Annotated in this window: 27 protein-coding genes and 1 pseudogene; 17 read left to right on the plus strand and 11 right to left on the minus strand. The window is 64.1% G+C overall.

Translation table 11 applies throughout. The features are described from left to right. Together AB7I51_RS13885 and AB7I51_RS13890 are read left to right on the plus strand one after the other, a co-directional pair. Positions 1–660: hypothetical protein (locus AB7I51_RS13885; protein ID WP_428405086.1), on the plus strand; the 660-nt coding region annotated here is incomplete at its 5' end. A gap of 35 nt (positions 661–695) precedes the next feature. Next, positions 696–826 (plus strand): annotated as a pseudogene (locus AB7I51_RS13890) (NAD(P)(+) transhydrogenase (Re/Si-specific) subunit beta); the annotation flags it as partial. 113 nt (positions 827–939) lie between these two features. Here the strand turns inward: AB7I51_RS13890 and AB7I51_RS13895 are convergent. Both AB7I51_RS13895 and AB7I51_RS13900 read right to left on the minus strand, forming a co-directional pair. Further along, the gene (locus tag AB7I51_RS13895; protein WP_428405085.1) at positions 940–3528 is read right to left on the minus strand and encodes a TonB-dependent receptor; all 2589 of its coding nucleotides are present in this window, start codon (positions 3526–3528) and stop codon (positions 940–942) included. Between the two features lie 77 nt (positions 3529–3605). Then, the gene (locus tag AB7I51_RS13900) at positions 3606–4034 is read right to left on the minus strand and encodes a hypothetical protein (RefSeq protein WP_428405084.1); all 429 of its coding nucleotides are present in this window, start codon (positions 4032–4034) and stop codon (positions 3606–3608) included. A gap of 647 nt (positions 4035–4681) precedes the next feature. Between AB7I51_RS13900 and AB7I51_RS13905 the strand changes: the two genes are divergently transcribed. The 7 genes from AB7I51_RS13905 (at position 4682) to AB7I51_RS13935 (ending at position 9721) form a co-directional block, all read left to right on the plus strand. Next, complete coding sequence (locus AB7I51_RS13905) at positions 4682–5326, plus strand: MotA/TolQ/ExbB proton channel family protein (protein ID WP_428405083.1); 645 nt, start codon at positions 4682–4684, stop codon at positions 5324–5326. Further along, complete coding sequence (locus tag AB7I51_RS13910) at positions 5326–5856, plus strand: ExbD/TolR family protein (RefSeq protein ID WP_428405082.1); 531 nt, start codon at positions 5326–5328, stop codon at positions 5854–5856. The genes AB7I51_RS13905 and AB7I51_RS13910 overlap by 1 nt, the downstream gene beginning before the upstream one ends. Next, positions 5853–6569 (plus strand): energy transducer TonB, encoded by a 717-nt coding sequence (locus AB7I51_RS13915; RefSeq protein ID WP_428405081.1) that lies wholly within the window; start codon positions 5853–5855, stop codon positions 6567–6569. The genes AB7I51_RS13910 and AB7I51_RS13915 overlap by 4 nt, the downstream gene beginning before the upstream one ends. Before the next feature lie 62 nt (positions 6570–6631). Continuing rightward, positions 6632–7081, plus strand: coding sequence for an energy transducer TonB family protein (locus tag AB7I51_RS13920; RefSeq protein WP_428405080.1), 450 nt, complete (start codon positions 6632–6634; stop codon positions 7079–7081). A gap of 63 nt (positions 7082–7144) precedes the next feature. Further along, entirely contained in the window at positions 7145–7657 is a 513-nt protein-coding gene (locus AB7I51_RS13925) for a hypothetical protein (protein WP_428405079.1), read from the plus strand. A 75-nt stretch (positions 7658–7732) separates the two neighbouring features. Continuing rightward, complete coding sequence (locus AB7I51_RS13930; RefSeq protein ID WP_428405078.1) at positions 7733–9064, plus strand: sialidase family protein; 1332 nt, start codon at positions 7733–7735, stop codon at positions 9062–9064. Between the two features lie 180 nt (positions 9065–9244). Next, positions 9245–9721, plus strand: a complete 477-nt coding sequence (locus tag AB7I51_RS13935; protein ID WP_428405077.1) for a TlpA family protein disulfide reductase — start codon at positions 9245–9247, stop codon at positions 9719–9721. A 7-nt stretch (positions 9722–9728) separates the two neighbouring features. Here AB7I51_RS13935 and AB7I51_RS13940 read toward each other — a convergent pair whose 3' ends face one another. Further along, on the minus strand, positions 9729–9929 hold the full coding sequence (locus tag AB7I51_RS13940) for a twin transmembrane helix small protein (protein ID WP_428405076.1): 201 nt from the start codon (positions 9927–9929) through the stop codon (positions 9729–9731). Between the two features lie 60 nt (positions 9930–9989). Then, positions 9990–12461, minus strand: a complete 2472-nt coding sequence (locus tag AB7I51_RS13945) for a TIGR02302 family protein (protein WP_428405075.1) — start codon at positions 12459–12461, stop codon at positions 9990–9992. 124 nt (positions 12462–12585) lie between these two features. Between AB7I51_RS13945 and AB7I51_RS13950 the strand changes: the two genes are divergently transcribed. Then, positions 12586–13098, plus strand: a complete 513-nt coding sequence (locus tag AB7I51_RS13950) for a hypothetical protein (protein ID WP_428405074.1) — start codon at positions 12586–12588, stop codon at positions 13096–13098. A 47-nt stretch (positions 13099–13145) separates the two neighbouring features. Here the strand turns inward: AB7I51_RS13950 and AB7I51_RS13955 are convergent, their stop codons facing one another. Continuing rightward, positions 13146–14471: a dihydroorotase gene (locus tag AB7I51_RS13955; protein ID WP_428405073.1), complete on the minus strand. Its 1326-nt coding sequence runs from the start codon at positions 14469–14471 to the stop codon at positions 13146–13148. 105 nt (positions 14472–14576) lie between these two features. Here AB7I51_RS13955 and AB7I51_RS13960 point away from each other — a divergent pair, with 105 nt between their 5' ends. After that, on the plus strand, positions 14577–15410 hold the full coding sequence (locus AB7I51_RS13960) for a YgfZ/GcvT domain-containing protein (RefSeq protein ID WP_428405072.1): 834 nt from the start codon (positions 14577–14579) through the stop codon (positions 15408–15410). 42 nt (positions 15411–15452) lie between these two features. Here the strand turns inward: AB7I51_RS13960 and AB7I51_RS13965 are convergent, their stop codons facing one another. Together AB7I51_RS13965 and AB7I51_RS13970 are read right to left on the minus strand one after the other, a co-directional pair. Next, positions 15453–16043, minus strand: a complete 591-nt coding sequence (locus AB7I51_RS13965; protein WP_428405071.1) for a hypothetical protein — start codon at positions 16041–16043, stop codon at positions 15453–15455. Between the two features lie 212 nt (positions 16044–16255). Further along, positions 16256–16426 carry a hypothetical protein gene (locus tag AB7I51_RS13970; RefSeq protein WP_428406280.1) on the minus strand — a complete coding sequence of 57 codons (171 nt, stop codon included), beginning with the start codon at positions 16424–16426 and terminating at the stop codon, positions 16256–16258. Positions 16427–16761: 335 nt separating this feature from the next. On the opposite strand from AB7I51_RS13970, the gene mch reads away from it, so the two are divergent. The 5 genes from mch (at position 16762) to fae (AB7I51_RS13995) (ending at position 21126) form a co-directional block, all read left to right on the plus strand. Then, positions 16762–17739 carry a methenyltetrahydromethanopterin cyclohydrolase gene (gene mch, locus AB7I51_RS13975; RefSeq protein WP_428405069.1) on the plus strand — a complete coding sequence of 326 codons (978 nt, stop codon included), beginning with the start codon at positions 16762–16764 and terminating at the stop codon, positions 17737–17739. Positions 17740–17809: 70 nt separating this feature from the next. After that, the gene (locus AB7I51_RS13980) at positions 17810–18775 is read left to right on the plus strand and encodes an ATP-grasp domain-containing protein (protein WP_428405068.1); all 966 of its coding nucleotides are present in this window, start codon (positions 17810–17812) and stop codon (positions 18773–18775) included. A gap of 1 nt (position 18776) precedes the next feature. Beyond that, the gene (locus tag AB7I51_RS13985; RefSeq protein ID WP_428405067.1) at positions 18777–19652 is read left to right on the plus strand and encodes a triphosphoribosyl-dephospho-CoA synthase; all 876 of its coding nucleotides are present in this window, start codon (positions 18777–18779) and stop codon (positions 19650–19652) included. A gap of 137 nt (positions 19653–19789) precedes the next feature. After that, positions 19790–20299, plus strand: a complete 510-nt coding sequence (gene fae / locus AB7I51_RS13990; RefSeq protein ID WP_428406197.1) for a formaldehyde-activating enzyme — start codon at positions 19790–19792, stop codon at positions 20297–20299. A 257-nt stretch (positions 20300–20556) separates the two neighbouring features. After that, positions 20557–21126, plus strand: a complete 570-nt coding sequence (gene fae / locus AB7I51_RS13995) for a formaldehyde-activating enzyme (RefSeq protein WP_428405588.1) — start codon at positions 20557–20559, stop codon at positions 21124–21126. A 45-nt stretch (positions 21127–21171) separates the two neighbouring features. Here the strand turns inward: fae (AB7I51_RS13995) and AB7I51_RS14000 are convergent, their stop codons facing one another. Then, on the minus strand, positions 21172–21897 hold the full coding sequence (locus AB7I51_RS14000; protein ID WP_428405589.1) for a HisA/HisF-related TIM barrel protein: 726 nt from the start codon (positions 21895–21897) through the stop codon (positions 21172–21174). Between the two features lie 45 nt (positions 21898–21942). Here AB7I51_RS14000 and AB7I51_RS14005 point away from each other — a divergent pair, with 45 nt between their 5' ends. Beyond that, a complete protein-coding gene (locus AB7I51_RS14005) occupies positions 21943–22563 on the plus strand; it encodes a hypothetical protein (RefSeq protein WP_428405590.1) in 621 nt (206 codons plus the stop codon). Positions 22564–22726: 163 nt separating this feature from the next. Here the strand turns inward: AB7I51_RS14005 and AB7I51_RS14010 are convergent, their stop codons facing one another. The 3 genes from AB7I51_RS14010 to AB7I51_RS14020 are packed head-to-tail and all read right to left on the minus strand — an operon-like array spanning position 22727 to position 24681. Next, a complete protein-coding gene (locus AB7I51_RS14010; protein WP_428406281.1) occupies positions 22727–23284 on the minus strand; it encodes a PQQ-dependent catabolism-associated CXXCW motif protein in 558 nt (185 codons plus the stop codon). Between the two features lie 5 nt (positions 23285–23289). Beyond that, positions 23290–24195, minus strand: coding sequence for a substrate-binding domain-containing protein (locus AB7I51_RS14015; RefSeq protein ID WP_428405592.1), 906 nt, complete (start codon positions 24193–24195; stop codon positions 23290–23292). An 18-nt stretch (positions 24196–24213) separates the two neighbouring features. Beyond that, positions 24214–24681 carry a c-type cytochrome, methanol metabolism-related gene (locus AB7I51_RS14020; RefSeq protein ID WP_428405593.1) on the minus strand — a complete coding sequence of 156 codons (468 nt, stop codon included), beginning with the start codon at positions 24679–24681 and terminating at the stop codon, positions 24214–24216. Positions 24682–24941: the final 260 nt, after the last annotated feature.

Raw genomic sequence — 24941 nt, forward strand, 5'->3', positions numbered from 1 at the left:
GTATCGCGACGCGCCTTGCGCGCAAACGCATCCGACCAGAGTTCATCATCGCCTGGTCGCTCTGGCGACGAGCACATCAGGCAGAAGCAAAGCGCGCTCATATCAAAATGCAACTGTAATGCTAAGGGATGCGAAAAGCGTCTGGACAAACTCTCCAATGCGAGAATTAAAGGAACATATGCGTTAAACTACGTTTCAGCGTCTGATTTTTATGATCGCGAATATGTGGGTCGACCCGGCAAAGAGGCAGGTTTGATCCTAAAGGAAATTTTTGAGCGAGTTCGTCAGTCGAGGTCTTCGTTCAGTGACGCACTTGATCAAGGATTGTCCAACGCGGTCAAATTCATTTTTAAATGGCGGAGAGCGCCTGATGTGCGATACGCACTGGCGTCCGAGATGGAAAGATCTATCGAACAGACTGCTTTCTCAATTGATCAGGGAACTGTGGATAGATACAATTTGACATTTACAAAGAACGGCCAAGTTTTAGGGAAAAGATTCCTCGTCTGGCGTCTGGAGAAGTCCGGCGACGAGTTGAAATTCGTCGATTTGAAGCAGGCGCCCGACGGGAAAAAAGTCGTCGGTTCGAAAAGCGCCGACGATGAACGAAAAGCCGATCTTCAAAAGACTGGCCGCGGGACAAGAGTATCGCAGAACTAACCCGCGCGAGGTCGTCGCGCGGAAAGGCGATGCGGTTCTTGAAGCGCGACATGGGATCGCCTGCGTCGGCGTCGAGAACGAACAGTTCTCTTGGCCCAACACGATGATGCTGTTCGGCGACGCCAAAAAAACCGTCGAATCGATCGTCAAGTCGCTGGCGCATTAAGCGTCCTCAGCAACCCAAAAAGAGAAAACGCTCGGGAGTTTCCTCCCGGGCGCTTTTTGCATGATCGCCGTCCATGAAGGCGAATGCAGATCGTCCCTTTCCGTCGCTCGCCGCTACTCGAAATTCCAAGCGACCGGCTGGAACCAGGAGCCGACGTCCGGCAAACCGCCTTCATTGCCTGTGTAAAATATGCCCGGCTCGCCCTTCGTCTCGCCGAACTGATAACGGCCGGCGACATAGAAGGTTCTTTGCGGGAAGGGATGAAACAGGAAGTATCGGTAGTTGCCGATGTTGTCGATGCCGAAGTCGCATGAGAATCGATCGTTCCATTTGTAATGGATCTTGGTGTCCACGACGAAGAATGGATCGAAGGCGAAATAAATTCCATAGGCGCGATCATTGTTCGCCAAGGTGCGCCACAGTTTGCTCTGATAACGCCCCGCGAGCGTGAATGCCCAGTGGTCGTCCGGACGGTAGGTGAACGCGAGCGTTCCACGCCATTCGGGAACGTTCGGCACAGTCTTGCCGGCGACCGACGTCGCCCAGGGGAATTCGAAGTTCGAAACGCTTGGCGCCCAGGTCGGGTCGGAGATGACCCTTGCATTCAGCCAGGTGGCGCTGCCGAGCACCTCGAGTCCCCTGAAGTAGAAATTGTCCTTTTGGAACGCCACTTCGATGCCGCTGTTGCGGATGCGTTGAATGTTGGTCGCCGTTTGCACCAGCTGCGCCGGCGCCGCGGGCACGGAGACGAGCTGATTAATGATCGCGTCCCGCACCTCTTCGTCGAAGAAGGAGATGCGCGCGGCTCCATCCGGTCCAAGCTTGCGCTCGATCATCAGCTCTTTGCTGAGCGCCGATTCCGGACGCAAATTTGGATTTGGGTTGGTCGCGACGCCGGTAGATGCGATGGTCGCAAGATTATAAAGTTCTTTCACAGTCGGAAAACGGTTGGCCATGCCGATCGAACCCACCGCGCGCCAATTATCGTCGTATTTATATTCGAGCGACGCCTTGGGAGAGAAACGTGTGCTGTAGAGATTGGGCTGGTAGATCGGCGCGCTCGCACTTCTCAGCCCAGTGCCAAAATTATTGACGCTCGCCGACTGATTATAGCCGTCCGACGCCTGCCAATGCTCGCCGCGCAGACCGACGGTAAATTTGAGGTCGGGGACGACGTAGAAGGCGTCTTGGAACCAGAGCGCCTGCGTGCGCGTCGTGCCCTGCGCGATCGACACCGCTGCGCCGGTGCTCGCCGACGTGCCCGCCGTCCAATTTGAGGTCAGCCAGACCGGATCGTTGAGGTGGAACTGGTCGCCATGCAGGCCGAAGGAGATGTCATGGCCCTGCAGGATTCCTTCGGGCGGCCGCACGATGCCCTTGGCGTCGAAGAGCGACCAATAGGTGCCGGTAAAGACCGTATTCCGCCCGGTTTGGGTATAGCCGCCGAGGGGCACGGCGGCGGACCAGGGCGAGCGCTGATCGGACTGCAAATAAGTGAAGTTGGAAGCCGAAACTTCAAAGTCGAACAATCCGCCGCTGTTCGAACGAACCGCCGCGGCGTTGACCATGATCTTTTCCTGGACCCGGTAACGACCATTGGTCGCGAAACTCTGCAGATTCGAGTTGCTTAGGCCGCGCGCCGGCCCCCAGAAGGGACCACCGCCCGCATAGAGGTAGTTCTCAGGGTAGGACTGGCCGTCGTTCGACCAGAAGCCGAACGTATATGTGCCGCGGATCGTGTTGGTGAAGTCGTAGGCTGCTTTGAACTTGGCGTTGACCTGATCATTGGCGAGATTGCCGGTCGAGCCGATGACATTGGCGAATGTCGTGCCATAGACGTTCGTCGCCAAATAGGCTCCAGGGTACAAATTCGGCGCTGTGACATAGGTGAGCGGCTGCTGTGATCCGCGCTGCCAGTTGCCGGAGACCGTCCAGGAGAAATCGCCGACCTTGTCGCCGACGAAAAAGCTGGAGACGTTATTGACGAAGCCGCGCGACGTTCCCCACTGCGAGAAATCCTGCACGGTAGTGGTATTCTTTACCGAGACTTCGAGCTTCTCGGGCATGCGCGTCGTGATTTTCAGGACGCCGCCCATCGAGTTGCCGGGATATTGCGCCGCGAACGGCCCATAAAGGAAATCGACGCGCTCGATTTCCTCCGGCGCCACGAGGCCCCAGCGCGGGGCGCCGATCGTATTATCGTTGCCGATGAGCGCCGTAAGCAGCAGATCGTCGGCATAGACGAGACTGCGCGCCGAGGATGAAACGCCCCAGGTGCGGGTCTGCAGGACCGCCTGCGTGTCGCCGCTGTTGCGTTTGCGCACGAAAAGGCTCGGCATGTATCTGACCGCGTCTTCCGTATCGACGATGTTGATCTGGCGCTGGATCTGCTGGCGCGTCACGCTCGCGACTGTGTTGGGCAATTGCCACTTTTGAACGAAAGCGGGCTTGCCGTCGGGAAGCGTCGCCGCCCAGACGGACGGTGTCGCAGGCGCCGGACCCGGAGCCGGCGCGACATTCGTGGTCCTCCCAGGGCCAGCGACGCGATCGGCTCCCCGGCGAACGACCCCACGACGCTGGCCGCCGACGTCGATGGTCGGCAGCGATTGTTGCGCGGCGACGGGCGTCACGCAGAGTTCGGAAAGCGCAAAAATCGAGAGAGCGCCGGCGGAGACGCCGCGCAGGAGCGAGTAGCGAAACATGAGATAATTCCTTCTGGCGCCGATCAAGGCGGCGCGACTGATCCGAACGGCTTGCACCGTCGTAACTTTTTTGCAGATCAGGCGAAGGAAGGCGGACCGCGCGCTGGCGCGCTGCGGTTTAACTGGGACGGAACGAAGGCCAGCGCCGGCGGCGCCCGTGGCGCGACGTGATGCGCCAAGCCACGGATCAGGAAGAGATTGTCCGCGGGCGGCGGCGCGCTCCAGCCGACATGACAGAGCGCGCAAGAGCACCCGTCATGGTCGAGAGCGTTTGAAGGCGCCTGATCGGACTCGCCCTGCGCCAAAGACATCTTCGCGAGGAGATGGCACTTGACGATGGCGGCGGTGGGCGCGCCGACAGCGCCCGCCGCAGAGAACGCCTCGCAGGGCAAGACGAGCTTCGCGACAAGCGCAAACACAACAAAGAGCGCGGCGAATCGACGAATGCCCATGCCCATCTCAGCGAATTCGCCGCCGTTAACGCTGGCGGCGGAGGGTGCGAACATGGACCGGTAAACCGTGCTTTTCCAAGCCTCCTTGCGTTGTCAAATTACAAAAAATCTACTAAGAGACAATTATGTCACAGTTGCGCGCCATGCGTCGGGAATTGCGTACGGCATTCGCCGTCGCCGCCGCTTGCGCGCTGATGTTGTCGCTTCTTCTGTCGGGCGCCGTTCGGCCCGCGCACGCATTCGCCGGTTCAGACGGCGTCGCTTGCGAGCATTCTGCGTATTTCGCACAACAACTGATTGCCGCGGCGCAGGATTCGACCGCGGCGAAGCGCCATGGCGCGCCGGCGCATTCAAGACATAAATGTCCGGACTGTTGTCTCTCCGCTCATACGAATTCAGCGGTTCTGCCTGAGCGGGTGGCTTCGGTCGCACGGCCCGCCGCGCGACCCGCGACGATCCATCATAGCGCCATCGCCGCACGACCGCCGGAAAGCGTTACGTCAAGCGCCGCGAATGGCGCGCGCGCGCCGCCGTCGATTTAAATTTTCGGAATTGGGCGGGACTCCACGCGCGAAGCGCAGGAGTCCGCCTGCGGTTTCGCCGCTTTGACGGCGCTCATCTCGCGACGACACAATAAAACGAAAACTGACGCTCCGCCTGCGCGGTCGCCGCAAGCGCGTCCACAAAACGAGTGAGTGACAATGGATTACAATACGCTTTCCCCTCTCGCCATGTTCCTCAACGCCGGTCCTGTCGGAAAGGCGGTCATGGCGGTGCTGCTGCTCGCGTCGATCTGGACGTGGGTGCTCATCGTCGAGGGCGTGGTGGCCGTCACCCGCATCGCCAAATCGGCGCGCTCGGCCCGCGCTGGCGGAGACGTTGGCGTTCTCGCCCCCGTCGCGCAGGCGGGTCGCGAAGCTTTTGCGCTCGACCTGCCCGACGAGACGATCGGCGACAAGCGCGCGCGCATCGCCGATCATATGAGCCGCGCCGCGCGCGAGTTCCTCACCAAGGCGGAAGGCGGCCTGCCTAATCTCGCCGTCATCTCGTCGGTCGCGCCTTTCGTCGGCCTCTTTGGCACGGTCTGGGGCATCATGACGAGTTTCGCCGGCATCGCACAGTCGCAGGATACGAGCCTCGCGGTCGTCGCGCCCGGCATCGCTGAGGCGCTTGCGGCGACGGCCTACGGACTTGCCGCCGCCATTCCCGCCTCGGTCGGCTACAACCGCATCGGCGCCGCCTTCGCGCGCGTCGGCCAGCAGGTCGCCCATTACATCGAGGACGAGTCGCTGCACATGTGCAGCGGCCATCAGGCGCGTCCGCGTCGTGACCGGGAGGCCGCATAATGGGCATGCCCTCACGCCAGCGCCAGAGCGCAACCGAAGGCCTTTATCAGCCGCTCGCCGAAATCAACGTGACGCCGCTCGTCGACGTCATGCTGGTGCTGCTCATCATCTTCATGGTGACGGCGCCATTGCTCGCCAAGGGCGTCAAAGTGAATCTGCCGCAGGCGAGCGCCGCTGCGCCGATCAACCAAAAAGAGCCGATCGTCGTGACGGTCGGCAAGGAAGGCAAGATCGCGCTTGGCGCGGACGAAACCACGCCGGAAGCGCTCATTGACGGCATCAAGGTGATGATGGGCGACGACCAGTCGCGCGTCGTTCATATCCGCGGCGACACCGAGGCCGTCTATGGCGAGGTCGTCGCGGTGATGGATAGGCTCGCGACGAACGGGATCACCCATATCGCCATCATGACCAACTCGCGCAGCAAGACCGGCCCGGGCATGAAGGGCGCGCGTGGCCACGCTGCGCCAGCGGCCGCCGGCGCGCCGCCGGCGCAGGTTCCGGCCGCGCCCGCGGGGGCGGCGAAATGACCGATCTCGCGCTCAGTCCGCAGCAGATCATGCGAGAGGGCGACCGTCCCCCCCCGGGACCGGATCCGATCAAGCCGCCGTGGCTTCGTTCGGTGACGACCGCCGCGGTCATCGCCCTGCACGTCGTGGTCTTCGTCATACTCGCCTATACGGCGAAGCCGAACGCGATCTCCCTTGACTCGGTCAGCATGGACCTCGTGTCGGAAGGCGACTTCTTCGAACAGGAGGAAGTCGCCGAAGCCGACGACACGCCGCCGCCCGAAGCGGTCGAGGAGCCCGAGATCGCGCTTCCGCCGCCCTTGGTGATGGTGCCGGACGCGGTGCCTTTGCCGGCCAAGAAGGAAGACGTCGACAAGATCAAGAAGAAGATCGAAGAGCAGCAGGTCCAGCGCGCGCAGCAGCGTCAGCAGGCGCAGGCGCGCCGGCGCTATGGCGCGCCGGAGGGACACGCCGCGAGTTCAGGCGCCTCCCAAGCGACATGTCTCGCACATATCGCCGCGGCGCTTCGCCGGCATACGCCTGGCGCGACGAGTCTTGGTCCCGGCCACGCCAGCGTGACGTTCCACGTCAATCCGGGCGGCGGCCTGTCGGGCGTCTCGGCCTCGGGATCCAGTCCGGCGCATGCGGCGCTGGCCCGGCGGATCGTATCGTCCTCGCGCGGGCCTAGCATGTGCGGCGCGGCCTTCGTCAGCCAGGCGTTCGCCTTCCACTGAAGGCAATCGGCGGACGCTCGCGCCCGCCGTCGTCAATTGTTCTTAAGACGTTGGGGGGCAGGATGAAGCTCGCGCGATCGCTTACCCTGATCGCGGCGCTCGCCGCATGCGCGGCGCATGCCGAGAACGCCAAGCCGACCGCCGCGCCGAATCGAAACGCGACGCGAGCGCCTGCAGCAGCGCCAAAGCCTGCCGTGCCCGCGCCCGCGCAGGGATCGGCCGCGCCCGCCGCCACTACGCCGACGATGTCGGAAAGCAAATTCCTCGGGGCGCTCTACGCCGCGATCGCCAAGCAAACGCCGGCGGAGAGTCCCGCCGGCGAAGGCGAAGTCACGGCGAGCTTCCACGTCAATGCGCAAGGCAAGATCGACAAGGTGACGATCGACAAGACGACCAGTCCCGCGCTTGCAGAGAGCGTGAAAAAGATTTTGTCGAGCGTCGAAGCGCCGCCGCCGCCCGGCGGATCCATGGACGTGGGGCAGACTTTCAAGTTCCGCGGAACGCCAAAATGATTTCGGCGGCGATGAGCGCCGGATAACAGCGCGTAGCGACGCGCATTTTTGAAGGAGGGAGAGATGCGGCAAATTTCTCGACTGACGATAGGACTTTCAGCGCTGGCTTTTGCCTGTGCGCTGGGCGCAAGCGGGCCGGTCCGGGCGCAGGGCGAAACGCCCAAGCCGACGACCGAAGACAAGGCCGAGCCGAAGCCGGAAGAGCACAAGGATGCAAAGCCAGAGAGGAAGGCAGAAAGACGCGACGACAAGGTCAAGGCGCAGAGCGAACAGAAGCCCAAGACTGCGCGGGACGAAAAGTCCGCGGACAAAAAGAGCAAAGCCGACAGCGCCGCCTATATGCGCAAGCTCGCTCAGCTCATCCGCGCGCGCTCGCCGGGCGTGACCAATCTCGGCTCAGGAACAGCCGTCGTTCGCTTTCGCCTCAGCGCGTCTGGCGCGCCAAACAGCGTCGCCATTGTTTCGGCTTCCACGCCCAGGCATGGCGAATTGGCGCGCTCCATCGTCTCGGGCCTGAAGGCGCCGCCGCCGCCCGGCGGCTCCTATGACGGCTTGCAAAGTTTTCGATTCCATTAGCGGACGCGCAGGTTTGCGCGGCCCCTAACGCGTCGGCGCGGGATGCCGCAAACAGGAGAGAAGCAGGAGAGAAAAATGAAGCGCATCGCCTTTACCCTGCTCGCCGTTTGCGTCCCCGTCGCCGCGCTTGCCGCGCCAGACGCCCCGGCGGCGGGCGCTGTCAGCGCCGACAAAACCGATCCGCCGGCCGCCGGCGCAGACAAGGGCGCGCCGGCGCCCGCGGTCCCGTCAGCAGCGCATGCCGCGATGGGCCACCACCCTGTGCCGGCTTGCGCCGAGGCGAAGGTCGATTGCGCCGCGACCGCCGTTCCGGCTTTCGCCAGGGACGGAAGACTCTGGGTCGCCTTCTCGGTCGGCAAGACCGTTTACGCCGCGGCGTCATCAGATAATGGCAAGACGTTCTCAGCCCCGACGGCGATCGCCACGATCGCTGACGGGGTGATCGACGCGCATGGCGACGCGCGCCCCAAAATCGTTGCGCTTAACGATGGCGCCTTGCTCGCGACCTATACGACGCGACCCGACAAGCAGATGATCGGCACGATCTTTACCGCCCGCTCGACCGATGGCGGCAAGAGCTTCTCGACGCCGCAGCCGCTTCTGACAGAAGGCGGCCAGCGCTTCGACAGCATCGTCATCAATCGCAAGGGCCGAATCTACGCCGGCTGGCTCGACAAGACTCATGCGCTCAAAGCCAAGGCTGAAGGCAAGGAATTCCTAGGCAGCGGCGTCGCCTTCGGCTATTCCGACGACGGCGGCAAGACCTTCAACGGCAAGTCGATCCTCATCGATCACGCCTGCGAATGCTGCCGCATGTCGGGCGCGCTCGACAAGGACGGAACGCCGGTCTTCGCCTGGCGACAGGTTTTGGACGGCGGCGTCCGCGACCACATGGTCGCCAAACTCTCAGCGGACGCGACGAAAGCGACGGCGACGCGGGTTTCCGACGACGACTGGTCGATCAACAGCTGTCCGCATCACGGACCGTCGATCGCCATCGACGCCTCAGGCGCCTGGCATGTGGTCTGGTTCACCAAGGGCAAGAACCGGCAGGGCCTGTTCTACGCCCGCAGCGTCGACGACGGCAAAAGCTTCTCGGAGCCGGAGAAATTCGGCGACGACGCGCGCGCGCCGGGACATCCGACGCTGATCGCGGCGAAGGGTCGCCTCTATCGCGTCTGGAAGGAGTTCGACGGGACGACGACGACGATCGCGATGCAAATGTCGCGCGACAACGGCAAGAGCTGGAGCGCGCCGCGCGCGATCGCGCAGACGGCGGACGCCTCCGACCATCCGGAACTCATCGCCCATAAGGGCGCGGCCTATCTGTCGTGGGTCACCCACAAGGAAGGCTATCGGCTTCTGCCGCTGCCGCGAGACGAGAAAAGCGCCGCGGCGGAGCGGTGACGCCGCTCTTGCAAACACGCCGCTTTGTCGTTCCCGACGCTTCGCTTGAAGCGAAGCGATCGGGAAACCAGGGCAAACTCTGAAGATTCGCGGTGCGGCTCTGGATGCCCGGTCGCCGCCATGCGGCGCCCGGCATGACAAGACCCCGAGTCTTCATAACCGTCAGTTGGATTTCGCCGAATGCGCCTCTTCGTCCTCGCCCTCGCCTTTGCGCTCGTCTCCGGCGCCGCGGTCGCCTTCGACTTCAAGCCCTATGGCCGCGGCGCCTTCGCGCAATTGACCAAGGCGCACGCCGGCAGGCCGCTCATCGTCCATTTCTGGTCAGTGACCTGTCCGCCCTGCCTCGTCGAATTGCCGCAATGGGCGAAATTCGCCGCCGAGAAAAAGGGGTTCGACCTCGTCTTCGTCAACACCGACAGCGACGAGGACCGCGCCCGCGCGCAGGCGCGCATCGAGAAGGCGGGGCTCTCCGACGCCGACCATTACGGCTTCGCCGATGACTTCGTCGAAAAGCTTTATTTCGAGGCGGATAACACGTGGCGAGGAGAATTGCCCTTCACGGCGCTCGTCGCGCCAGACGGCGGCGTCGTGACGGTGACCGGCGCCATCGACGATCCGCTGATCGTCGCATGGCTGGAAAAGCGCGCCGGCAAATAGGCGTGACCTACCAGCGGCCTCTCGCGTAAAGCACGCTGAGAACGATAATAAGCGCCAGCAGTTGCAGGCCGACGCGCCAGCGCATGAGCTTCTGGGCGCGGGCCGGCGCGCCCTCGCCGCCGCGAAACATATTGATAAAGCCGGCGACGACGACCAGAGCGACCGCCGCGACGGCGACGATCACCAGTAGATTTGAATAACTTGGCATGAGCGGCGCTACTCCCAACTCGTTGCGCTGTAGAGAAGCGCGTGCTTCGCCGCAAGGCGTTTATCGCCGCAGCAGCCGCTGCAGATAATCGAGTTCGTCCTGCGGGCGCTCGGGCTGGCCAAGCCTGCGGCGCAGCTCTTCCTGCACGCGATGGGCGCGCTGCGCCGGCGGCAGTCCAAGCGGATCATATTTGCCGGAGACATCCGGACGGTTGCCGTCGCCGGCCGCGCGACCGAGCGGATCGCGGCCCTTGCCGCGGCGCCCGCGCCTGCCGGGGCTTCCGCCCTCTTCGTCGGCGCTTTCGTCGCCCTCCCCGCGCATCTGCTGCGCCAGCCTGTCGGCGCCTTTGCGCAGGGCCTGCACGGCGCGGCCCTGGGCGTCGACCGCCCTGCCGCGTCCTTGTCCGGATTGGCCGAGCGCCTCTTCCGCCTCCTTCATCGCGCGGCGCGCTTCGTCGAGCTCCTCGCCGGCCTCGACGCCACCCTCGCGCAGCGCATCCTGCTGCCGCTCCAGCCGCTCGCGCAGCGCCTGCTGGCGCTTGCGTTCGGCGCCTTGCTCCTCGCTGCGTGGCTGGCCGTTCTGACGGCGCCCGCGCGAGACGCGCGGCTCCTCGTCATCTTCGTCGGGGTTCATCCCCTGGAAAGTCTCGTCGCGCAATTGCTGCTCTTCGCGCGACAGCCGATCGATTTCGCTGAGCGCGCGCGTCATTTCGCGCCCGCGCGCACGGCGTTGGCCGGCGCCCTGCCCCGATTGCATATTTTCGAGAATGTCCTGGAGCTCGTCGAGAAGGCGCTGGGCCTGCGCCATGTCGCCGGATTTCATGGCTCTGTTCATCTCGTCGAGCATCGACTGCAATTCGTCGGGCGTAACTGAGTCGGCGCTCCCTTCCGCCTCTCGCAGCGGAGACCCTGGAGGCGGCAACCTTGCGCCGAGATGCTGGAGAAATTTGTCGAGCGCGGCGCGAAGCTCCTCGGCGCGCTGGGCGACGTCCTCCTCGCTGTCGCCGCGCGCGATCGCGTCCCTTAATTCGCGCTCGGCGGCGCGAAGATCGCGCTCGGCCTGCGAAATGTCGCCTTCTTCGAGGTCGAGCGCCATCGCCCACAGCATTTCAGAGACGCCGCGCAAATCATCGTCGCTGCGCGCGGCGTCGAGCGCGCGGCGCGCCTCGCCCAATCCGAGATGGATGGCCGAGGGCGTATCGAAGGCTTCCGGCGCGATCGACAGCGCCTCGAGCGCGGTGCGGACGCTCGCGCGGGAATCCGGATCGAGCGCGAGAATGCGCCTCTGTTCAGCGAGCGCGCGCGCCAGCGGCTTGACGAAGCGCCGCTGGGGCAGAATCATTTCGATCTCTTCGGAAGCGCCTTCATTGTCCGCGGCGTCCCTGGCGACGAGCCGCATCGCGAGCTTCGCGCCGCCGAAGGGACTGTCGGCGAGATCGATCGTCGCCTTGCCCTCGCCCTGGCCGCCGCCGCCGGGCGGCAACGCCAGCGCCAGTCGCGGCGGCTCGTAAAGCGCCCGCCGCCCGTCTGGCGGCTTGCTGAAGACGGCTTCGGCGCCGACGACGCCGTAGTCGTCAGTCGTGCGGAACGCCAAGGTCATCGATCCGCGCGCATTATTGCGCGGCCGTTCAGTGAGCGTGATGGTCGGAGGTCTGTCGGGGATCGCCGCGAGATCGAAGCTCCGGCCGTCGGAAAGCGAGACTTGCGCCGCCCCCGAGAGTTTGAACGCCTGTTCTTTCGGCGTCTCCTTTCCGGAGTCCTCGCCCGCCTGCTGCGCCACGACGAGTCCGCCGGAGGCCGACGCGCCGGCGTCCGGCGGGCGGATGCGCAGCGTCGAATTGACTGGCGCCTCGATCGGCGCCTCGCCCTCCTTGGCAAGCACGATCGGCGGGCGGCCGGTGTAAGCCGGCGGCTCCAGCCAGGCGTCAACCCGCGAGCTGGTTCCGAAGTTCGCGGCGAGGCGCCAATCGAAGGCGGCGGCGAGGCGCGCGCGCTTTTCGTCGCCGGCTGCGAAGCCTGCCGCGACGGCGGCAACCAGCGCCAGCGCGCGCAATGCGTAGGGGTCGCGCTCCGGCACGCGCGCATGCGGCGATTCGATCGGCGTCTTCGCGAGGGTTTCCTCCAGGCGCCGGCGATGCAACGCCCAGAGCGCCTCGACGCCCGCGTCGGCGTTCTGCGTGGCGAGGCGATCCTCGAGCGAAGAGGCCGGACGAAGCGCCGTGTCGGCGCCGCGGTCCAACCGTTCGAGCGCCGCGACGCGGTGCGGCCAGCCGCGCACTGACTCGCGCACGACAATGTAAAGCGCCGCGAAGCCGAACAGCGCCACGCCGACGATGCGCGCTTCGACCGGCGCCGCGCCCCAGAACCCCAGCCAGGAGAGCGTCAAAAAGAACATGAAGATCGTGGCGAGCGCCAGGCCGGCCCGCCAGAGGCGCTCGGCGACGATCGCCAGCGCCGACCGGCGCAGCATCGCTTCAAGACGCGGCGACGCCTTGTTCCCCGAACACTCGTCCTGATCTTTAATCTCGTCCATTCAACCTCCGTGAAACGCGCCGATGAACATGGCGGTTTCATCACATTGAGACAATCTTGGCCGTAGAAGAACAATGAAATTCAATCTATTGGCATATCGACGCCGGCGCGCGGTATGATCCCGCATGATCCGTAAACCCAAGGGCGTCGCCATTGCCGACGTGGTTTCGCCGCCGATCGGCGATCTCGCACTACTGCCGGCGCCCGTCGCCAGAATTCGCGACAAGATTCTCGCCGCTTGCGAGACGGGAGATGTCGAAGCGCTGCGCATTCCGATCGACTGGAACGAGACTCGGCCGCTCTTCGCCAAGAGCGGCGCATTCAGGGCCGGAACCGATCCGATCGAGATTTTGAAGGCGCTTTCCTTCGACCGCAAGGGGCGCGAGACGATTTCGCTCATTCGCGCGATTTTCGCTCAGCCTTACGTCAAAATCATGCGCGGACCGACGACGCTTTACGAATGGCCGGCCTTCGCGCGCCATCCAGAGCCGCCCGCCAATAACGAGGAAGCGCTGGCGAGATGGCGCTGCGTGCGCTTCGACGATCTTGCGCGCTCGAACGCTGAAGGGAAGCCGCGCGCGACGCGCATCGGCATCGCGTCTGACGGCGTCTGGCACTATTTCTGGAGCGAAGACTGAGATTCGCGGATGGCGCCGCGCGTTCGCGCAAACCTTGCCAAAGGAGATTAGAGAGCGCCCCAGAAGCGCATCGGCGCGCCTTGCGATGGCGTGACGATCTCGCCTTCCCACATCACCCTGGCGCCGCGCACGAAGGTTCCGACCGGCCAGCCGACGACCTCCTTGCCGTCATAGGGCGTCCAGCCGACGCGCGCAGCGATCCATGAATTGCGGATGGTTTCGCGGCGCTTCATGTCGACGATGGTCAGATCGGCGTCATAGCCGACCGCGACGCGCCCCTTGCCGGCTATGCCGAAAAGCCGCGCCGGACCGGCGCTCGTCAGGTCGACGAAACGCTGCAAGGTCAGTCGGCCGGCGTTGACGTGATCGAGCAGCAGAGGAACGAGCGTCTGCACGCCCGTCATCCCCGACGGGCTATTGGGATATGGCTTGGCCTTTTCTTCGAGCGTATGGGGCGCATGGTCGGAGCCCAGCACGTCGACGACGCCCTGCGCGACTCCGCGCCACAGACCTTCGCGATGGCGCGCCTCGCGCACCGGCGGATTCATCTGAGCGAGCGTGCCGATGCGCGCATAGTCGCTGTCGTCCATCGTCAGATGGTGCGGCGTCACCTCGACGCTGGCGATGTCCTTATGTTCGGCGAGCAGCGCGATCTCTTCTTCGGTCGTCACATGCAGCACATGCACGAGCGCACCCTTGTCGCGGGCGATGTTCATGAGTCGCCGCGTCGAGCGCACCGCCGTTTCGACGTCGCGCCAGACCGGATGGGACGACGGATCGCCATCGATGCGCAGGGACTTGCGCAGGTTCAGCCGGTCTTCGTCTTCGCTGTGAAAAGCGGCGCGCCGGTGCGTATGCGACAATACTTCCGCGATGCCGGCGTCGTCGGCGATGAGCAGCGAGCCGGTCGAGGAGCCCATGAAAACCTTGATTCCGGCCGCGCCAGGCAGGCGCTCCAATTCGCCAAGATGACGGGCGTTCTCATGCGTGCCGCCGACCCAGAAGGCGAAATCGCAATGCATGCGTCCGCTCGCGCGCGCGACCTTGTCGGCAAGCTCGGCTTCGCCGGTCGTCAGAGGATTGGTGTTGGGCATGTCGAAGACGCCGACGACGCCGCCGAGAACCGCGCCGCGCGAGCCCGATTCGAGGTCTTCCTTATGCGGCGCGCCCGGCTCGCGAAAGTGCACCTGCGTATCGACGACGCCGGGCAGAATATGAAGGCCGCGGCAGTCGATCCTCTCCCCGGCCGAGGCGCGGAAAAGGTCGCCGATCTCAGCGATCCTGCCGTCGCGAAGGCCGACATCGCGCGCGCCCTCGCCGTCCTGATTGACCAGCGCGCCGCCGGAGAGGATGACGTCGAAGACCTGCGGCATGAAATGGCGCCTCGCTTGCGATGCGGTCGCGGGGTGGGCTTTTGTTGCTAATGCGCCAAAGAGGCGCGAGACTCAAGCAGCCGGCGGCGGAGGCGCAAGAGACAGATGACCAAGGCGATCCTGCTCGACGATCGGGGAATCATCGAGGTTTCGGGCGAAGACGCAGGCGCGTTCCTGCATAATCTCGTGACCAATGACGTCGCCGCGCTCAAGCCGGGCGAAGCGCGATTTGCCGCGCTGCTGACGCCGCAGGGCAAGATTTTGTTCGATTTTCTGGTCTTCGCGGCGGGCGACGAGCGCTATCTCATCGATTGTCCGCTCGACCTTGCTGCCGATCTTCAAAAACGTCTGAACATATACAAACTGCGTTCGAAATTGACCGTGACGAACCGCAGCGACGAATTCGAGGCGATCGCCTTCCCGGACTCGTGCGAACCTCCGGCCGTCGACGCCGTCGCCATCGCCGCCGATCCACGCGGACCGCTGGGATACCGCGCCATCGCGGAAAAGGGCAAGATTTCGACGAAAGACGAGCGGCGCGACTATGAGGCGCTGCGCATCCACGCCGGCGTGCCGCTCGGCGGCGTCGACTTCGCCTATGGCGGAACCTTTCCTCATGAAGCCAATATGGATTTGCTCTCGGGGATCGACTTCAAGAAGGGCTGTTACGTCGGCCAGGAGGTGGTCTCGCGAATGAAGCATCGCGGTCTGGTGCGCAAGCGGGTCGCGAAATATCGCGCACAAAGCGGCGCGCCCGCGCCGGGCGAAGCGATCCGTGCCGGCGGGGTTGAAATCGGCGTCACCGGCTCGCGCCTCGATGAAGAGGGTCTTGCCTTGATCCGGCTCGACCGCCTGGACGACGCCCTGGCGGCGGGCGCGACGCCGGTGGCGGCGGGGGCGGATCTGTCTTTTGAGACGCCAGATAAACCGCCGCCATAAAGATGCGACGGCCGCCGGTTCAGCGTAGCGAATGGGGCGCCATCACGCTTTTCTGAGCTTGGTCTTCTCGGATGCTCGACTGCGGAGGGAATGCGCATACCAGCCCGCGCCGAGAGCAAGCGCGACGCCGGTGGCGATGGCGATCGCGGTCCAATCGCGCAGAAACTCTTCGCCGACCGAGAAGGCGAAACGGGCGTTATATTCCTTGCGGCCATCCACGCTCCGCGCCCGCACCAGGGCGACGAAGTCTCCCTTTTTCTTGAAATCGTGTTCGAGCTGGATCACCCCGGTCCGGAACTGCGCGGGCGGGAGATAGGCTTCGTTCGGCGCTGCGTTTTCGTCACCCTTCGGATCCGCCTCGACGATGCGGATTTCCACCATCATGTCCCGCAATTCGTCCTGCAGCGTGTCGATCACGATCGTCGTCGGTCCCGTTTCTGGAATGTCCTCGCAGAACTGGCTTCTCGATTGCGTCGGCTGGTAAAAGCTGAAGGTAATGACGTCCGGCCCCATCTGGGCCGAGCATTCCCGCACTTTCTGGAAAGCCTTGGCGGAATCCCGGCGCACCGCCTGCGCGTCCGCGCGCGCGATCAAGCCGATCGCCGCGACAAGAATGAAAAGGAGCCTCATCATCAGCATGTCTCCGCCGGTCCGACCAGGCGTCTTGACCTATATCATGCCGCAATTTTGGGCTCGGCGTCCATCGCCTCCCGCGCCGAAGGCGACGAAATGGGCTTGGAAATAGGGATTGGCGCCGGGAGCGGGTCCGCTCGGCGCCACAAGCCGCCGCCTCCCGCGCCAAGCAGCCTTGGCCGTGGGGGAAGCTCAGAATTTCAGATTTCAGTCTAGAACGGGGAACGCGCCCAAACGTCGAGCGCAACATCCATGGCGCGGACCAAGGCGACATTGCCGAAGAGAATGACGGCGATGGCCAGCGCCACATAAAGCACGTCGTTCAACGCAAGGTCGCCGGCCGTGCGTTCCGCGGCGTTCGGTTCAGTCGGCTGCAAATCCATCGTTCGTCCCCTAGCGAAATAATGTCTGTAGCCCATCCTCAAAACGCGCCCGCGGATATGCGCAAACACACAGGCCATGCTCAACGTTTCAGCCGCCGATTGGTTTCGCTGCCTGAGGCAAAAAGATTGAAAAATTTGCATCTCCATTCTCTGAATGTGGTTCGCCCTCCCGCCGCTGGCGGCGACTCGCCCACGCAAACTGCGACGCCGTCGATCTTTCGCTTCGGACTAAAGCTCGATAAGTTCCGCGACGCGAACCGGCTGCGGGCTCGCTGCTTAGAACGGCCGGAAGAGGGCGGAAAGCGCCACACAATGAAAGAGGGGAAGGACCACAAGTGAGCGGAAGCCTCAATGTCACCGGCCGAACGACCGAAAGCGTGAATGCGCTTGCGGGCGCGCTGGTCGACCGTCTTGTCGCGGGCGCGGCGAAATATCGGGTCTCGGTCGGGCGCGGCAGTCTCGGCGAACTGCTGATCGACGCCGGCGCCAAGGTCCCCGGCGGCATCGAGGCCGGTCTGCTGCTGACTGAAATCTGCATGGGCGGACTAGGGAGCGTGAGCCTTTCCCACGCCCCGGCCGCGCCGAAATGGCCGTTCTGGCTGACCGTGACCAGCGCCGATCCGGTCGTCGCCTGTCTCGCCAGCCAATACGCCGGCTGGAGCCTCGCCCATGAGAAATTCTTCGCTTTGGGCTCGGGACCGGGCCGCGCTCAGGCCCGCGCCGAAAAGCTTTTCGAGGAGCTGTCCTACCGCGATCTCGCCGACCGCGTGACCATCGTGCTCGAAAGCGGCTCGCCGCCACCAAAGGAGGTCGTCGAGAAAGTCGCCTCGCGCGCCGGCGTGTCGCCGGACAAGGTCGCCTTCATCTACGCGCCGACGCAGTCGCTCGCCGGCAGCGTTCAAGTGGTCGGACGGGTGCTCGAAGTTGCGCTGCACAAGGCGCATGAGCTGCATTTTCCGCTCGACGACATTATCGACGGAATCGCGACGGCGCCGCTCTCGCCGCCCCATCCCGATTTCGTGCAGGCGATGGGCCGCACCAATGATTCGATCATTTACGCCGGCCGCGCGCATCTCTTCGTGAAAGGCCCGGCCGCCGCCGCCAAGGAACTCGCCGAGAAGCTGCCGAGCGCCAATTCCCGAGATTACGGCCAGCCTTTCGCGGAAATCTTCAAGTCCTATAAGGGCGACTTCTACAAGATCGACGGCAGCCTGTTTTCGCCGGCCGAAGCTCTGGTGACCGCGGTCGAAACCGGCGAAACCTTCCGCGCCGGCGAAATCAATCTGGCGTTGCTCGATAAATCTTTCGGGTGACGCGCGCGCAACACCCTCCCCTTGAGAGGGAGAGTCGGCGCGCAGCGCCGGGGTGGGGTGACAAAGTCAGATGACGGCGGCTTTTCTCGCCCCCACCCGAGCGCCTTCGGCGCTCGACCTCCCCCCTCGAGGGGGAGGTGGGAGCCCCCGCGTCGCGGTCTTCACCGACAAGCTCGACTGGCATGTCGAGCGCACGCTTCGCGCCTTGCGCGCGCAGGGCGCGACGCCTGTCGCCGTACGGCTCTCCGCCTGCAAGATCGAGACGGGCCGCGCCCACGGCCTCGTCATTCCGGGCTTTCGCGACCCGCCCGATCTCGCCATCGTTCGCGCCATCGGCGACGGCTCGCTGGAGGCGATCACCATGCGGCTCGGCGCGCTGCATGCGCTGGAGGCGCTCGGCGTTCCGGTCGTCAACAGCGCTCGGGCGATCGAACGCTGCACCGATAAATCCATGGCGAGTTTTCTTCTGGCGCAGGCCGGATTGCCGACGCCTGAGACTTTCGCCGCGCAGAGTCTCGCGCAGGCGCGCGCCATCGCGCGGCGCGAATGTGGCAAAGGCCCGCTCGCGATGAAGCCGCTTTTTGGCGCGCAGGGCTGGGGCCTGCGATTGATCGAAAGCGAAAGCGATCTGCCGTCGCTTCAGGAGGCGCGCGGCGTATTCTATCTCCAGCGCTTCGTTGGCCCCGCCCGGCCGCCGTTCGAAGACATGCGCATTCTCGTCTCGCGCGGCGACATCGTCGCCGCCATGCGCCGGCGTTCAAGCCATTGGATCACCAATGTGCGGCAGGGCGCGAAGCCGCTCGCGGTTGAGCCCTCAGCGCGAGAGGCGCAGATTGCGCTCGCCGCAGCAAACGCGCTCTGCGTCGATTTCGCCGGCGTCGACCTCATCAATGACCGCAAAGGCGAGCCGCTCATTCTTGAAGTCAACAGCATGCCCGGCTGGAGCGGACTTCAACGGGTGACGCCCGTTTCGATCGCCGACCGGATCGTCGCCGACGCGCTTGCGCTGATGACGCCTGCGCGCCAGCGCGTCTGACATGACGGGTTGCGGGGTCGCGCCGCAAGATATCGCGACCGGCTTCATCGCCGCCTGCGAAGCTGAGTTGCAGGCGCCCAAGCCCGGCAACGTCCATGTCTTCGCCGACGGCCATGGCATGACGACGGCGGATTTCATCGTCAGCGCCGAGGCCGCCGCGCCGTTCATCGCCGCGACACACTCTACTGTCGGCGCGCGTATCGAGGGCGCCGTCGAAGCGACATGGGCGCGCGTCGGGCAAAACACCAATCTCGGCATTATCCTGCTTTGCGCGCCGCTGGCGCAGGCCGCCGCGACCGCGCAAAGCGCCGATCTTCGCCGTGAGACGCAGCGCGTGCTGCAGGCGCTCGACATAGATGACGCCGCCGCCGCCTTTCGCGCCATCGCCCATGCGCAGCCTGCGGGGCTCGGCGAGGCGCCCGAGCATGACGTCCATGCGCAGGCCCAAACAACTCTGCTCGAGGCGATGCGGGCCGCAGCCGACCGGGACCGCATCGCCTGGCAATACGCCAATGGCTTCGCCGATATTTTCGACCTTGGCCTTGAGACTTTGGCCGAGGCGCGAATGCGGGGCGCCGACCCGCCGCTGGCGACGCTGAGCGTCTATGCGGCGTTGCTCGCCGCATTTCCCGACAGCCATATCGTCCGTAAGCACGGACGCGCGGCCGCCGAAACAGTCCGCGGCGAGGCGGCCCGTTTTGAAACAGACCTGAAAAGCGCCAAGAGCCGCGACGCCGCGTTCGAACTGGCGCTGGAATTCGACCGCGCCCTAAAACGGCGCGGATTGAATCCAGGCACGAGCGCCGATCTGACGGTCGCGGTTCTTTTCACTGATTATCTGGCCGCCATCTTGGCAAGGCCGCGCAAAAATGGTTGAGTCCGCGCGCGCGGGATGGTCTCGCGGCTATCCGGCCAGCGGAGTGGTCGAGCTTTTTTGGCTCGAGGCCGAAGAGGGGATAGAGGCGCTCGCAGCCAAACGGCGCGCGCCTACAAGAGGAATTCTGGGAGGAATACATGGCTGTGATCAACAAGATGCTGGTCGGCGAGTCGCTGGTCGGCGACGGCAACGAAGTGGCGCATATCGACCTGATCATGGGTCCGCGCGGTTCGGCGGCCGAACTCGCTTTCGCCAATGCGCTGGTCAACAACAAGGACGGCTTCACGACGCTGCTCGCGGTGGTCGCGCCGAACCTTCTGTGCAAGCCCAACACGATCCTGTTCAACAAGGTGACGATCAAGGGCGCCAAGCAGGCGGTGCAGATGTTTGGCCCGGCGCAGCATGGCGTCGCCAAGGCGGTTGCGGATTCGGTGGCCGAAGGCGTGATCCCGGTCGACGAAGCCGACGACATCTTCATTTCGGTCGGCGTGTTCATTCACTGGGACGCTTCGGACGACAAGAAGATCCAGGACTTCAACTACACCGCGACGAAGGAAGCGATTGCGCGCGCCGTCAAGGGCGAGCCGAAGGCCTCCGAAGTCGTCGCCAAGCGCAACGAAGCCAAGCACCCCTTCGCGCCGAACTGAGACGCGTGAAGAACATGCGCGGCGGGGAGCCGAACGCTTCCCGCTCGCGCTTCGCCGACCGACGCGCGCCGCCGATGCGGCAATGTGACCGCGCGATCCGATGAGGTCGGCAATGAATCAACTCTGGCGCGCCGAGGCTTCGCCAGCCGCAATTCCGTCTTCCCGCAAGGAAGGCGCAACGAGGAAGAAGGGCATTCCGCGCGCGAAATGTCTGAAAGACGCCGCAGCGACGCGAACGCACCGGGAGGGATGGGATCATGGCTTCGTTCTTTGAAAAATTACTGGGCGCGCTGTTTCCGAAGCCGTCGTCCAGCTTCACCTCGAGCAGCGCCAAGACCAGCGTCGGCGAATCGCTCGTCGGCGACGGCAATGAGGTCGCGCATATCGACCTGATCATGGGGCCGCGCGGCTCGGCGGCCGAGAAGGCCTTCGCCAACGGCCTCGTCAACAACAAGGATGGCTTTACCACCCTGCTCGCCGTCGTTGCGCCGAACCTGTTGGTGAAGCCCTATACGATGATGTTCAACAAGGTGACCATCAAGAACGCCAAGCAGGCGGTTCAGATGTTCGGCCCGGCGCAATATGGCGTCGCCAAGGCCGTCGCCGACAGCGTCGCCGAGGGCGTCATTCCATTGAGCCAGGCTGACGACCTCTTCATCTGCGTCGGCGTCTTCATCCATTGGGACGCCAATGACGATCAGAAGATTCAGGACTTCAACTACAGCGCCACTAAGGAAGCCATCGCGCGCGCGATGAAGGGCGATCCAAGCGCGCGCAGCGTGCTGTCGGCGCGCGTCACCGCGAAACATCCTTTCGCCGCCAACTGAGCGTCCGCGGATCGCTCGCCAAGAGAACTTAGAAGCAAGAGAGCTTCAGAAGGGAGTCTTTCGAGGCTCCCTTTTTTCTTGGCGCGTTCCGTTGAAGCGTTCGAGATCGGCGCACTTCAGAGCGCCGTCGTGCAGCGCCGTCGCGACGAGCGCGCCGGCCGCGCCGATCGCTTCAAGCCGCGCGAGATCGCGCGCGTCGCGAACGCCGCCGGCGGCATAGACGCGCCGTTCGCCTGCCCGCTCGATGATATGTGCGAGGCGGTCGACATCCGGCCCGGCGCCGACGCCCACGCGGGCGAGCGTCATCACGATGACCCGGCGTGGCCATAGCTCGGCGCAATCGATCAGCGGCTTGGGACCGAGAAATACGTCGCCGCGAAAATCGAGAGAGAGAATGACGTCGGGATCGTCATACAGCGTGCGGATGGTTTCTCCGTCGCGCAATGATTCGCTGCCAATGACGCATTCGACGTTGGTTACGCCGCGCCAGTCGCAAGTCCTTGCGCCAGCATCGACCATGAAGCGCAGCGCCGGGAAGCATTCGGTCAGCGCTGCGATTTCGCGGCTGTTATCGCCGCTTCCCTCGATTGCATCGAGATCGGCGACGTAAATTCTCTCGAAAGGATGGAGCGTCAAAAAACCGGCGACAATATCGGAAAGCGCGCTCGTCGCCGCGAGCGGCGATTCGATCGGCCTGTAGCTCTCTCGGTCGCCGGCGCGGGCGCGCACGACCGCGCCGCTGCGAAAATCGATGACGGGGATGATCTGCATGGGGCATTATAGCGCGTCGCGCTCCTGCGACGCTCGGCGGACCTCATGATGCAACGCAGCCTGCTCCTTGCTCTGATTTCGCTCGTCTTCGCCGGCGCCGCCACGGCGCAGGCACCGCAGCAGCAGAGCCAGCCCGATTGGCCTTGCAGGCAGGTGCGCGTGCCCGAACTCGCGGTCGCCAGCGTCTGGACCGGTCCGCCGCTCGACGACGCGATGAAACATTGGCGCGAGGACCAAACCATCGGCGATCTTGTCGTCCGACTGTCGCAGCGACGCACCCCGATCGACGAAGCCGAACGGCTCATCGCGCAATTCGCCAAATCTTCCGCCGACAGGCGCAAGCAGCGCCTGACGACGCTCTTTGCCGGCGTCTACGAGCGGATGAACGACGAACGGCGCGACGTGGTCAATGGTCTCGATCGGTTCGGACGGCGCCTGAAAGCGATGGCGGAAAAAGCCCGCGAAGAGACGCAGACTTTGCGCGACCTGCAGGACCAAAAGCCCCCCGATCCCGAAGCGATCAAGAAGGCCAGCGAAGCGCTGCAATGGCGGCTGCGGCTCTTCGAGGAGCAGCGGCGCATGGTCGGCTATGTGTGCGAAAGCCCGGCGCTGATCGAGCAGCGTTTCGGCGCGCTGGCGCGGGCGATCCAGCAGGCGATGGAGTAATACGGATTCCCGTTGATCCGCTCTCTTGGGTCATGTCATTCCCGGCAGGCCGAAGACCTGACCGGGAATCCAGGGCCAATCCAAGAACGCTGGCCTTGAGCTGGATTCCCGATCGCGCGCTATGCGCGCGTCGGGAATGACGCCCCCTCCGAATTAGGCCGCCCTAATCGCGCGGCTCGGGCTGACGCTCTTCGAGCGGATGGCCGGCCTGCTCCCAGCCGTCGGCGCCCGGCGGATACCACATCACCTTCGTGTAGCCCAGCGCGATCGCGCGCTTGGCCGCGTTCCATGAGGCCCAGCAATTGGTGCGGCAATAGAAGACGAGCGGCTTCGATTTGTCGCCGCCGCTCGCGCGCGTCAATCCTTGCTCGAAATAGCGCACCATCGGCTCGGACAATTCGCCAAAGCCTGTGTCGGGAAGCCAGATGCTGCCAGGAATGTCAAAGCGTTTGGGATCGCGCCACACAGCGTTCTTCGGCAATCCCTCAGGCTTTGGCGGATGCGACAGCGCGTCGATGAAAACCGCCTTCTTGGCTCCCCACAATTCGAACGCCTGTGGCGTGTCGAGCACCGTCGCGCCTTTGAGCGTCGCGGGCGTCGGCGCGTGATAATCGCCGAGGCGATAGGTTTCCGGCTCCGGCGGCGCTTGCGCGAAAGCTGGCGCGCCGCAAAGCGCAAAGGCCGTGCAAAGGGCGAGAACGCCGCGCGGAAAATATTTCATCCTGTTCATCGCGCAACCGTGATCTGATGTCCCTGCTCGTCGAGCAGCGGAACGCCGTATTCGAGAAGGATGCGCTCGATCTCGGACTTGTTCTGAGCGATCAGCGTATTGAGTTCGCGCTTCCAGTTCTGATCGGAATGGCGAACGCCGAAGCCGATGCGAAACGCCATGCGGGCGCCGGGCGTCTCTGGCAGCAGCGTCACATTGAGCTTCTCGCTCGAACGCTTGGCGTAATAGCCGGCGATCGGCCCCCACAGCAGCGCGACATCGATCTCGCCTTTTTCGAGATCATGGATCATCGCCGCGCCCGACGATTCAACGCGCGTATCGACCATCAGCGGATAGGGCTTCACTGACGCCAGCAAGCCATTCATCGCCAGCACATTGCCGGGCGGCGTATTGGCGACAAGGCCGATGCGATGCGGCTTTTCCTTCAGCCGCGGATCGTCGAGCGATTTTATGCCGTCGAGTTCGGAGCCCGCCCGCGTGACGATGGCGTAGGTCGTGCGGTAATAGGGATTGGTTGGCTGCACCAGATCATTGCCCTGCGGCATGCCGAGGATGACGTCGCAAAGATGCGCGTTGAGCGTGTTGCGTACGAAACCCGTGGCGCCTGGATAATAGGAAAAAGCGAGCTCCTTGCCGAGCTTCTGCGCCAAGAATTCGGCGATGCGGTTCTCGAAACCTTCGCCCTTGTCGTTTGAAAAGGGAAGATTGTTGGGATCTGCGCAGACGCGCAGAGTCTTGGGATCGACGAGTTCGATCGACCCCTGATTATCGTCGCCCTTGGCGCCGAAATCCGGCCCCATATGCTGCGCGAAGGCGGGCGCCGCCGCAAAGAGGATTGCGGCGGCGAGAGCCCGCGAAAGCAGCGCAGCCAAGCCGCGCCAACGTTTGCTTAAACCGATCATGCGATCGCGTTGACGCCCTTACTTTTGACCCATGCACTCGGCCTCGGCCTTGGCGAAGGCCTCGGGGCGGTCTTCCTTCTTGGCCGGACGGCCCGGCTCGATCGCGCCGGTCGAGAGCGCGCGGAGATACACATATAGGTCATCGAGGTAGCAGGAGGCGTTCTTATTCTCGGCGAAGGCCGGCATGACGCTGTTGCCGTTCTGGCGCCCGCCGATGACGATGCCGGCGAATTCCGCGTAATTGAGCCGCTTCACTGAATCCTTGAGGGCGGGCGCATAGGTCGAGCCGCCGCCGTTCGGACCGTGGCAGACATGGCATTCCGCATGATAGCGGCGGTAGCCGGAGAAGGTGTACCAGTCCACCTTGCCGTCAGGGCCGACATTATAGGTGGGATCGCCTTTGGCGTCGAAATATTTGCCGTCAACCGATTTGACGGCCTTGGGATCTCCCGGCGCTTCCGCCATCGCGGAGGTTCCCACGCACATGATGACGCCCAGAGCCAACGCTCCGGTCAGCGACGATCTCATACCACTCTCCTTGGTCTCTTTTCACACACTTTAAACGCCGACGCTCGGCGGCGCACCTTAACGGTGCGCGCCGAGCGCCGACATTCGTTAACTTCGCGTCTTGCTTAGTTCGGCAAAGCGAAGACCGTCAAGACGCCGCCGAGCGCCGTATAATTGGCGAGCGAGGCGTAGTTGCCGACGGCGCCGAGGCCCTCGTTGCTCTTCGAGAGGCCCGCCGC

Source organism: Methylocystis sp. (genome assembly GCF_050246715.1).
Lineage (GTDB): Bacteria > Pseudomonadota > Alphaproteobacteria > Rhizobiales > Beijerinckiaceae > Methylocystis.

What these genes read in the sequence shown, in the direction of transcription:
- AB7I51_RS13950 (WP_428405074.1), top strand. Translation starts at nt 12,586, where the DNA reads ATGATCCGTAAACCCAAGGGCGTCGCCATTGCCGACGTGGTTTCGCCG.
- AB7I51_RS13985 (WP_428405067.1), top strand. Translation starts at nt 18,777, where the DNA reads ATGACGGGTTGCGGGGTCGCGCCGCAAGATATCGCGACCGGCTTCATC.
- AB7I51_RS13925 (WP_428405079.1), top strand. Translation starts at nt 7,145, where the DNA reads ATGCGGCAAATTTCTCGACTGACGATAGGACTTTCAGCGCTGGCTTTT.
- AB7I51_RS14015 (WP_428405592.1), bottom strand. Translation starts at nt 24,195, where the DNA reads ATGATCGGTTTAAGCAAACGTTGGCGCGGCTTGGCTGCGCTGCTTTCG.
- AB7I51_RS13905 (WP_428405083.1), top strand. Translation starts at nt 4,682, where the DNA reads ATGGATTACAATACGCTTTCCCCTCTCGCCATGTTCCTCAACGCCGGT.
- AB7I51_RS13940 (WP_428405076.1), bottom strand. Translation starts at nt 9,929, where the DNA reads ATGCCAAGTTATTCAAATCTACTGGTGATCGTCGCCGTCGCGGCGGTC.
- AB7I51_RS13895 (WP_428405085.1), bottom strand. Translation starts at nt 3,528, where the DNA reads ATGTTTCGCTACTCGCTCCTGCGCGGCGTCTCCGCCGGCGCTCTCTCG.
- AB7I51_RS13970 (WP_428406280.1), bottom strand. Translation starts at nt 16,426, where the DNA reads ATGGATTTGCAGCCGACTGAACCGAACGCCGCGGAACGCACGGCCGGC.
- AB7I51_RS13980 (WP_428405068.1), top strand. Translation starts at nt 17,810, where the DNA reads ATGACGGCGGCTTTTCTCGCCCCCACCCGAGCGCCTTCGGCGCTCGAC.
- fae (WP_428406197.1), top strand. Translation starts at nt 19,790, where the DNA reads ATGGCTGTGATCAACAAGATGCTGGTCGGCGAGTCGCTGGTCGGCGAC.
- AB7I51_RS13965 (WP_428405071.1), bottom strand. Translation starts at nt 16,043, where the DNA reads ATGATGAGGCTCCTTTTCATTCTTGTCGCGGCGATCGGCTTGATCGCG.
- AB7I51_RS13930 (WP_428405078.1), top strand. Translation starts at nt 7,733, where the DNA reads ATGAAGCGCATCGCCTTTACCCTGCTCGCCGTTTGCGTCCCCGTCGCC.
- AB7I51_RS13935 (WP_428405077.1), top strand. Translation starts at nt 9,245, where the DNA reads ATGCGCCTCTTCGTCCTCGCCCTCGCCTTTGCGCTCGTCTCCGGCGCC.
- AB7I51_RS13960 (WP_428405072.1), top strand. Translation starts at nt 14,577, where the DNA reads ATGACCAAGGCGATCCTGCTCGACGATCGGGGAATCATCGAGGTTTCG.
- AB7I51_RS14005 (WP_428405590.1), top strand. Translation starts at nt 21,943, where the DNA reads ATGATGCAACGCAGCCTGCTCCTTGCTCTGATTTCGCTCGTCTTCGCC.
- AB7I51_RS13920 (WP_428405080.1), top strand. Translation starts at nt 6,632, where the DNA reads ATGAAGCTCGCGCGATCGCTTACCCTGATCGCGGCGCTCGCCGCATGC.
- AB7I51_RS13945 (WP_428405075.1), bottom strand. Translation starts at nt 12,461, where the DNA reads ATGGACGAGATTAAAGATCAGGACGAGTGTTCGGGGAACAAGGCGTCG.
- AB7I51_RS14000 (WP_428405589.1), bottom strand. Translation starts at nt 21,897, where the DNA reads ATGCAGATCATCCCCGTCATCGATTTTCGCAGCGGCGCGGTCGTGCGC.
- AB7I51_RS14020 (WP_428405593.1), bottom strand. Translation starts at nt 24,681, where the DNA reads ATGTGCGTGGGAACCTCCGCGATGGCGGAAGCGCCGGGAGATCCCAAG.
- AB7I51_RS13915 (WP_428405081.1), top strand. Translation starts at nt 5,853, where the DNA reads ATGACCGATCTCGCGCTCAGTCCGCAGCAGATCATGCGAGAGGGCGAC.
- fae (WP_428405588.1), top strand. Translation starts at nt 20,557, where the DNA reads ATGGCTTCGTTCTTTGAAAAATTACTGGGCGCGCTGTTTCCGAAGCCG.
- AB7I51_RS14010 (WP_428406281.1), bottom strand. Translation starts at nt 23,284, where the DNA reads ATGAAATATTTTCCGCGCGGCGTTCTCGCCCTTTGCACGGCCTTTGCG.
- AB7I51_RS13900 (WP_428405084.1), bottom strand. Translation starts at nt 4,034, where the DNA reads ATGTTCGCACCCTCCGCCGCCAGCGTTAACGGCGGCGAATTCGCTGAG.
- AB7I51_RS13955 (WP_428405073.1), bottom strand. Translation starts at nt 14,471, where the DNA reads ATGCCGCAGGTCTTCGACGTCATCCTCTCCGGCGGCGCGCTGGTCAAT.
- AB7I51_RS13910 (WP_428405082.1), top strand. Translation starts at nt 5,326, where the DNA reads ATGGGCATGCCCTCACGCCAGCGCCAGAGCGCAACCGAAGGCCTTTAT.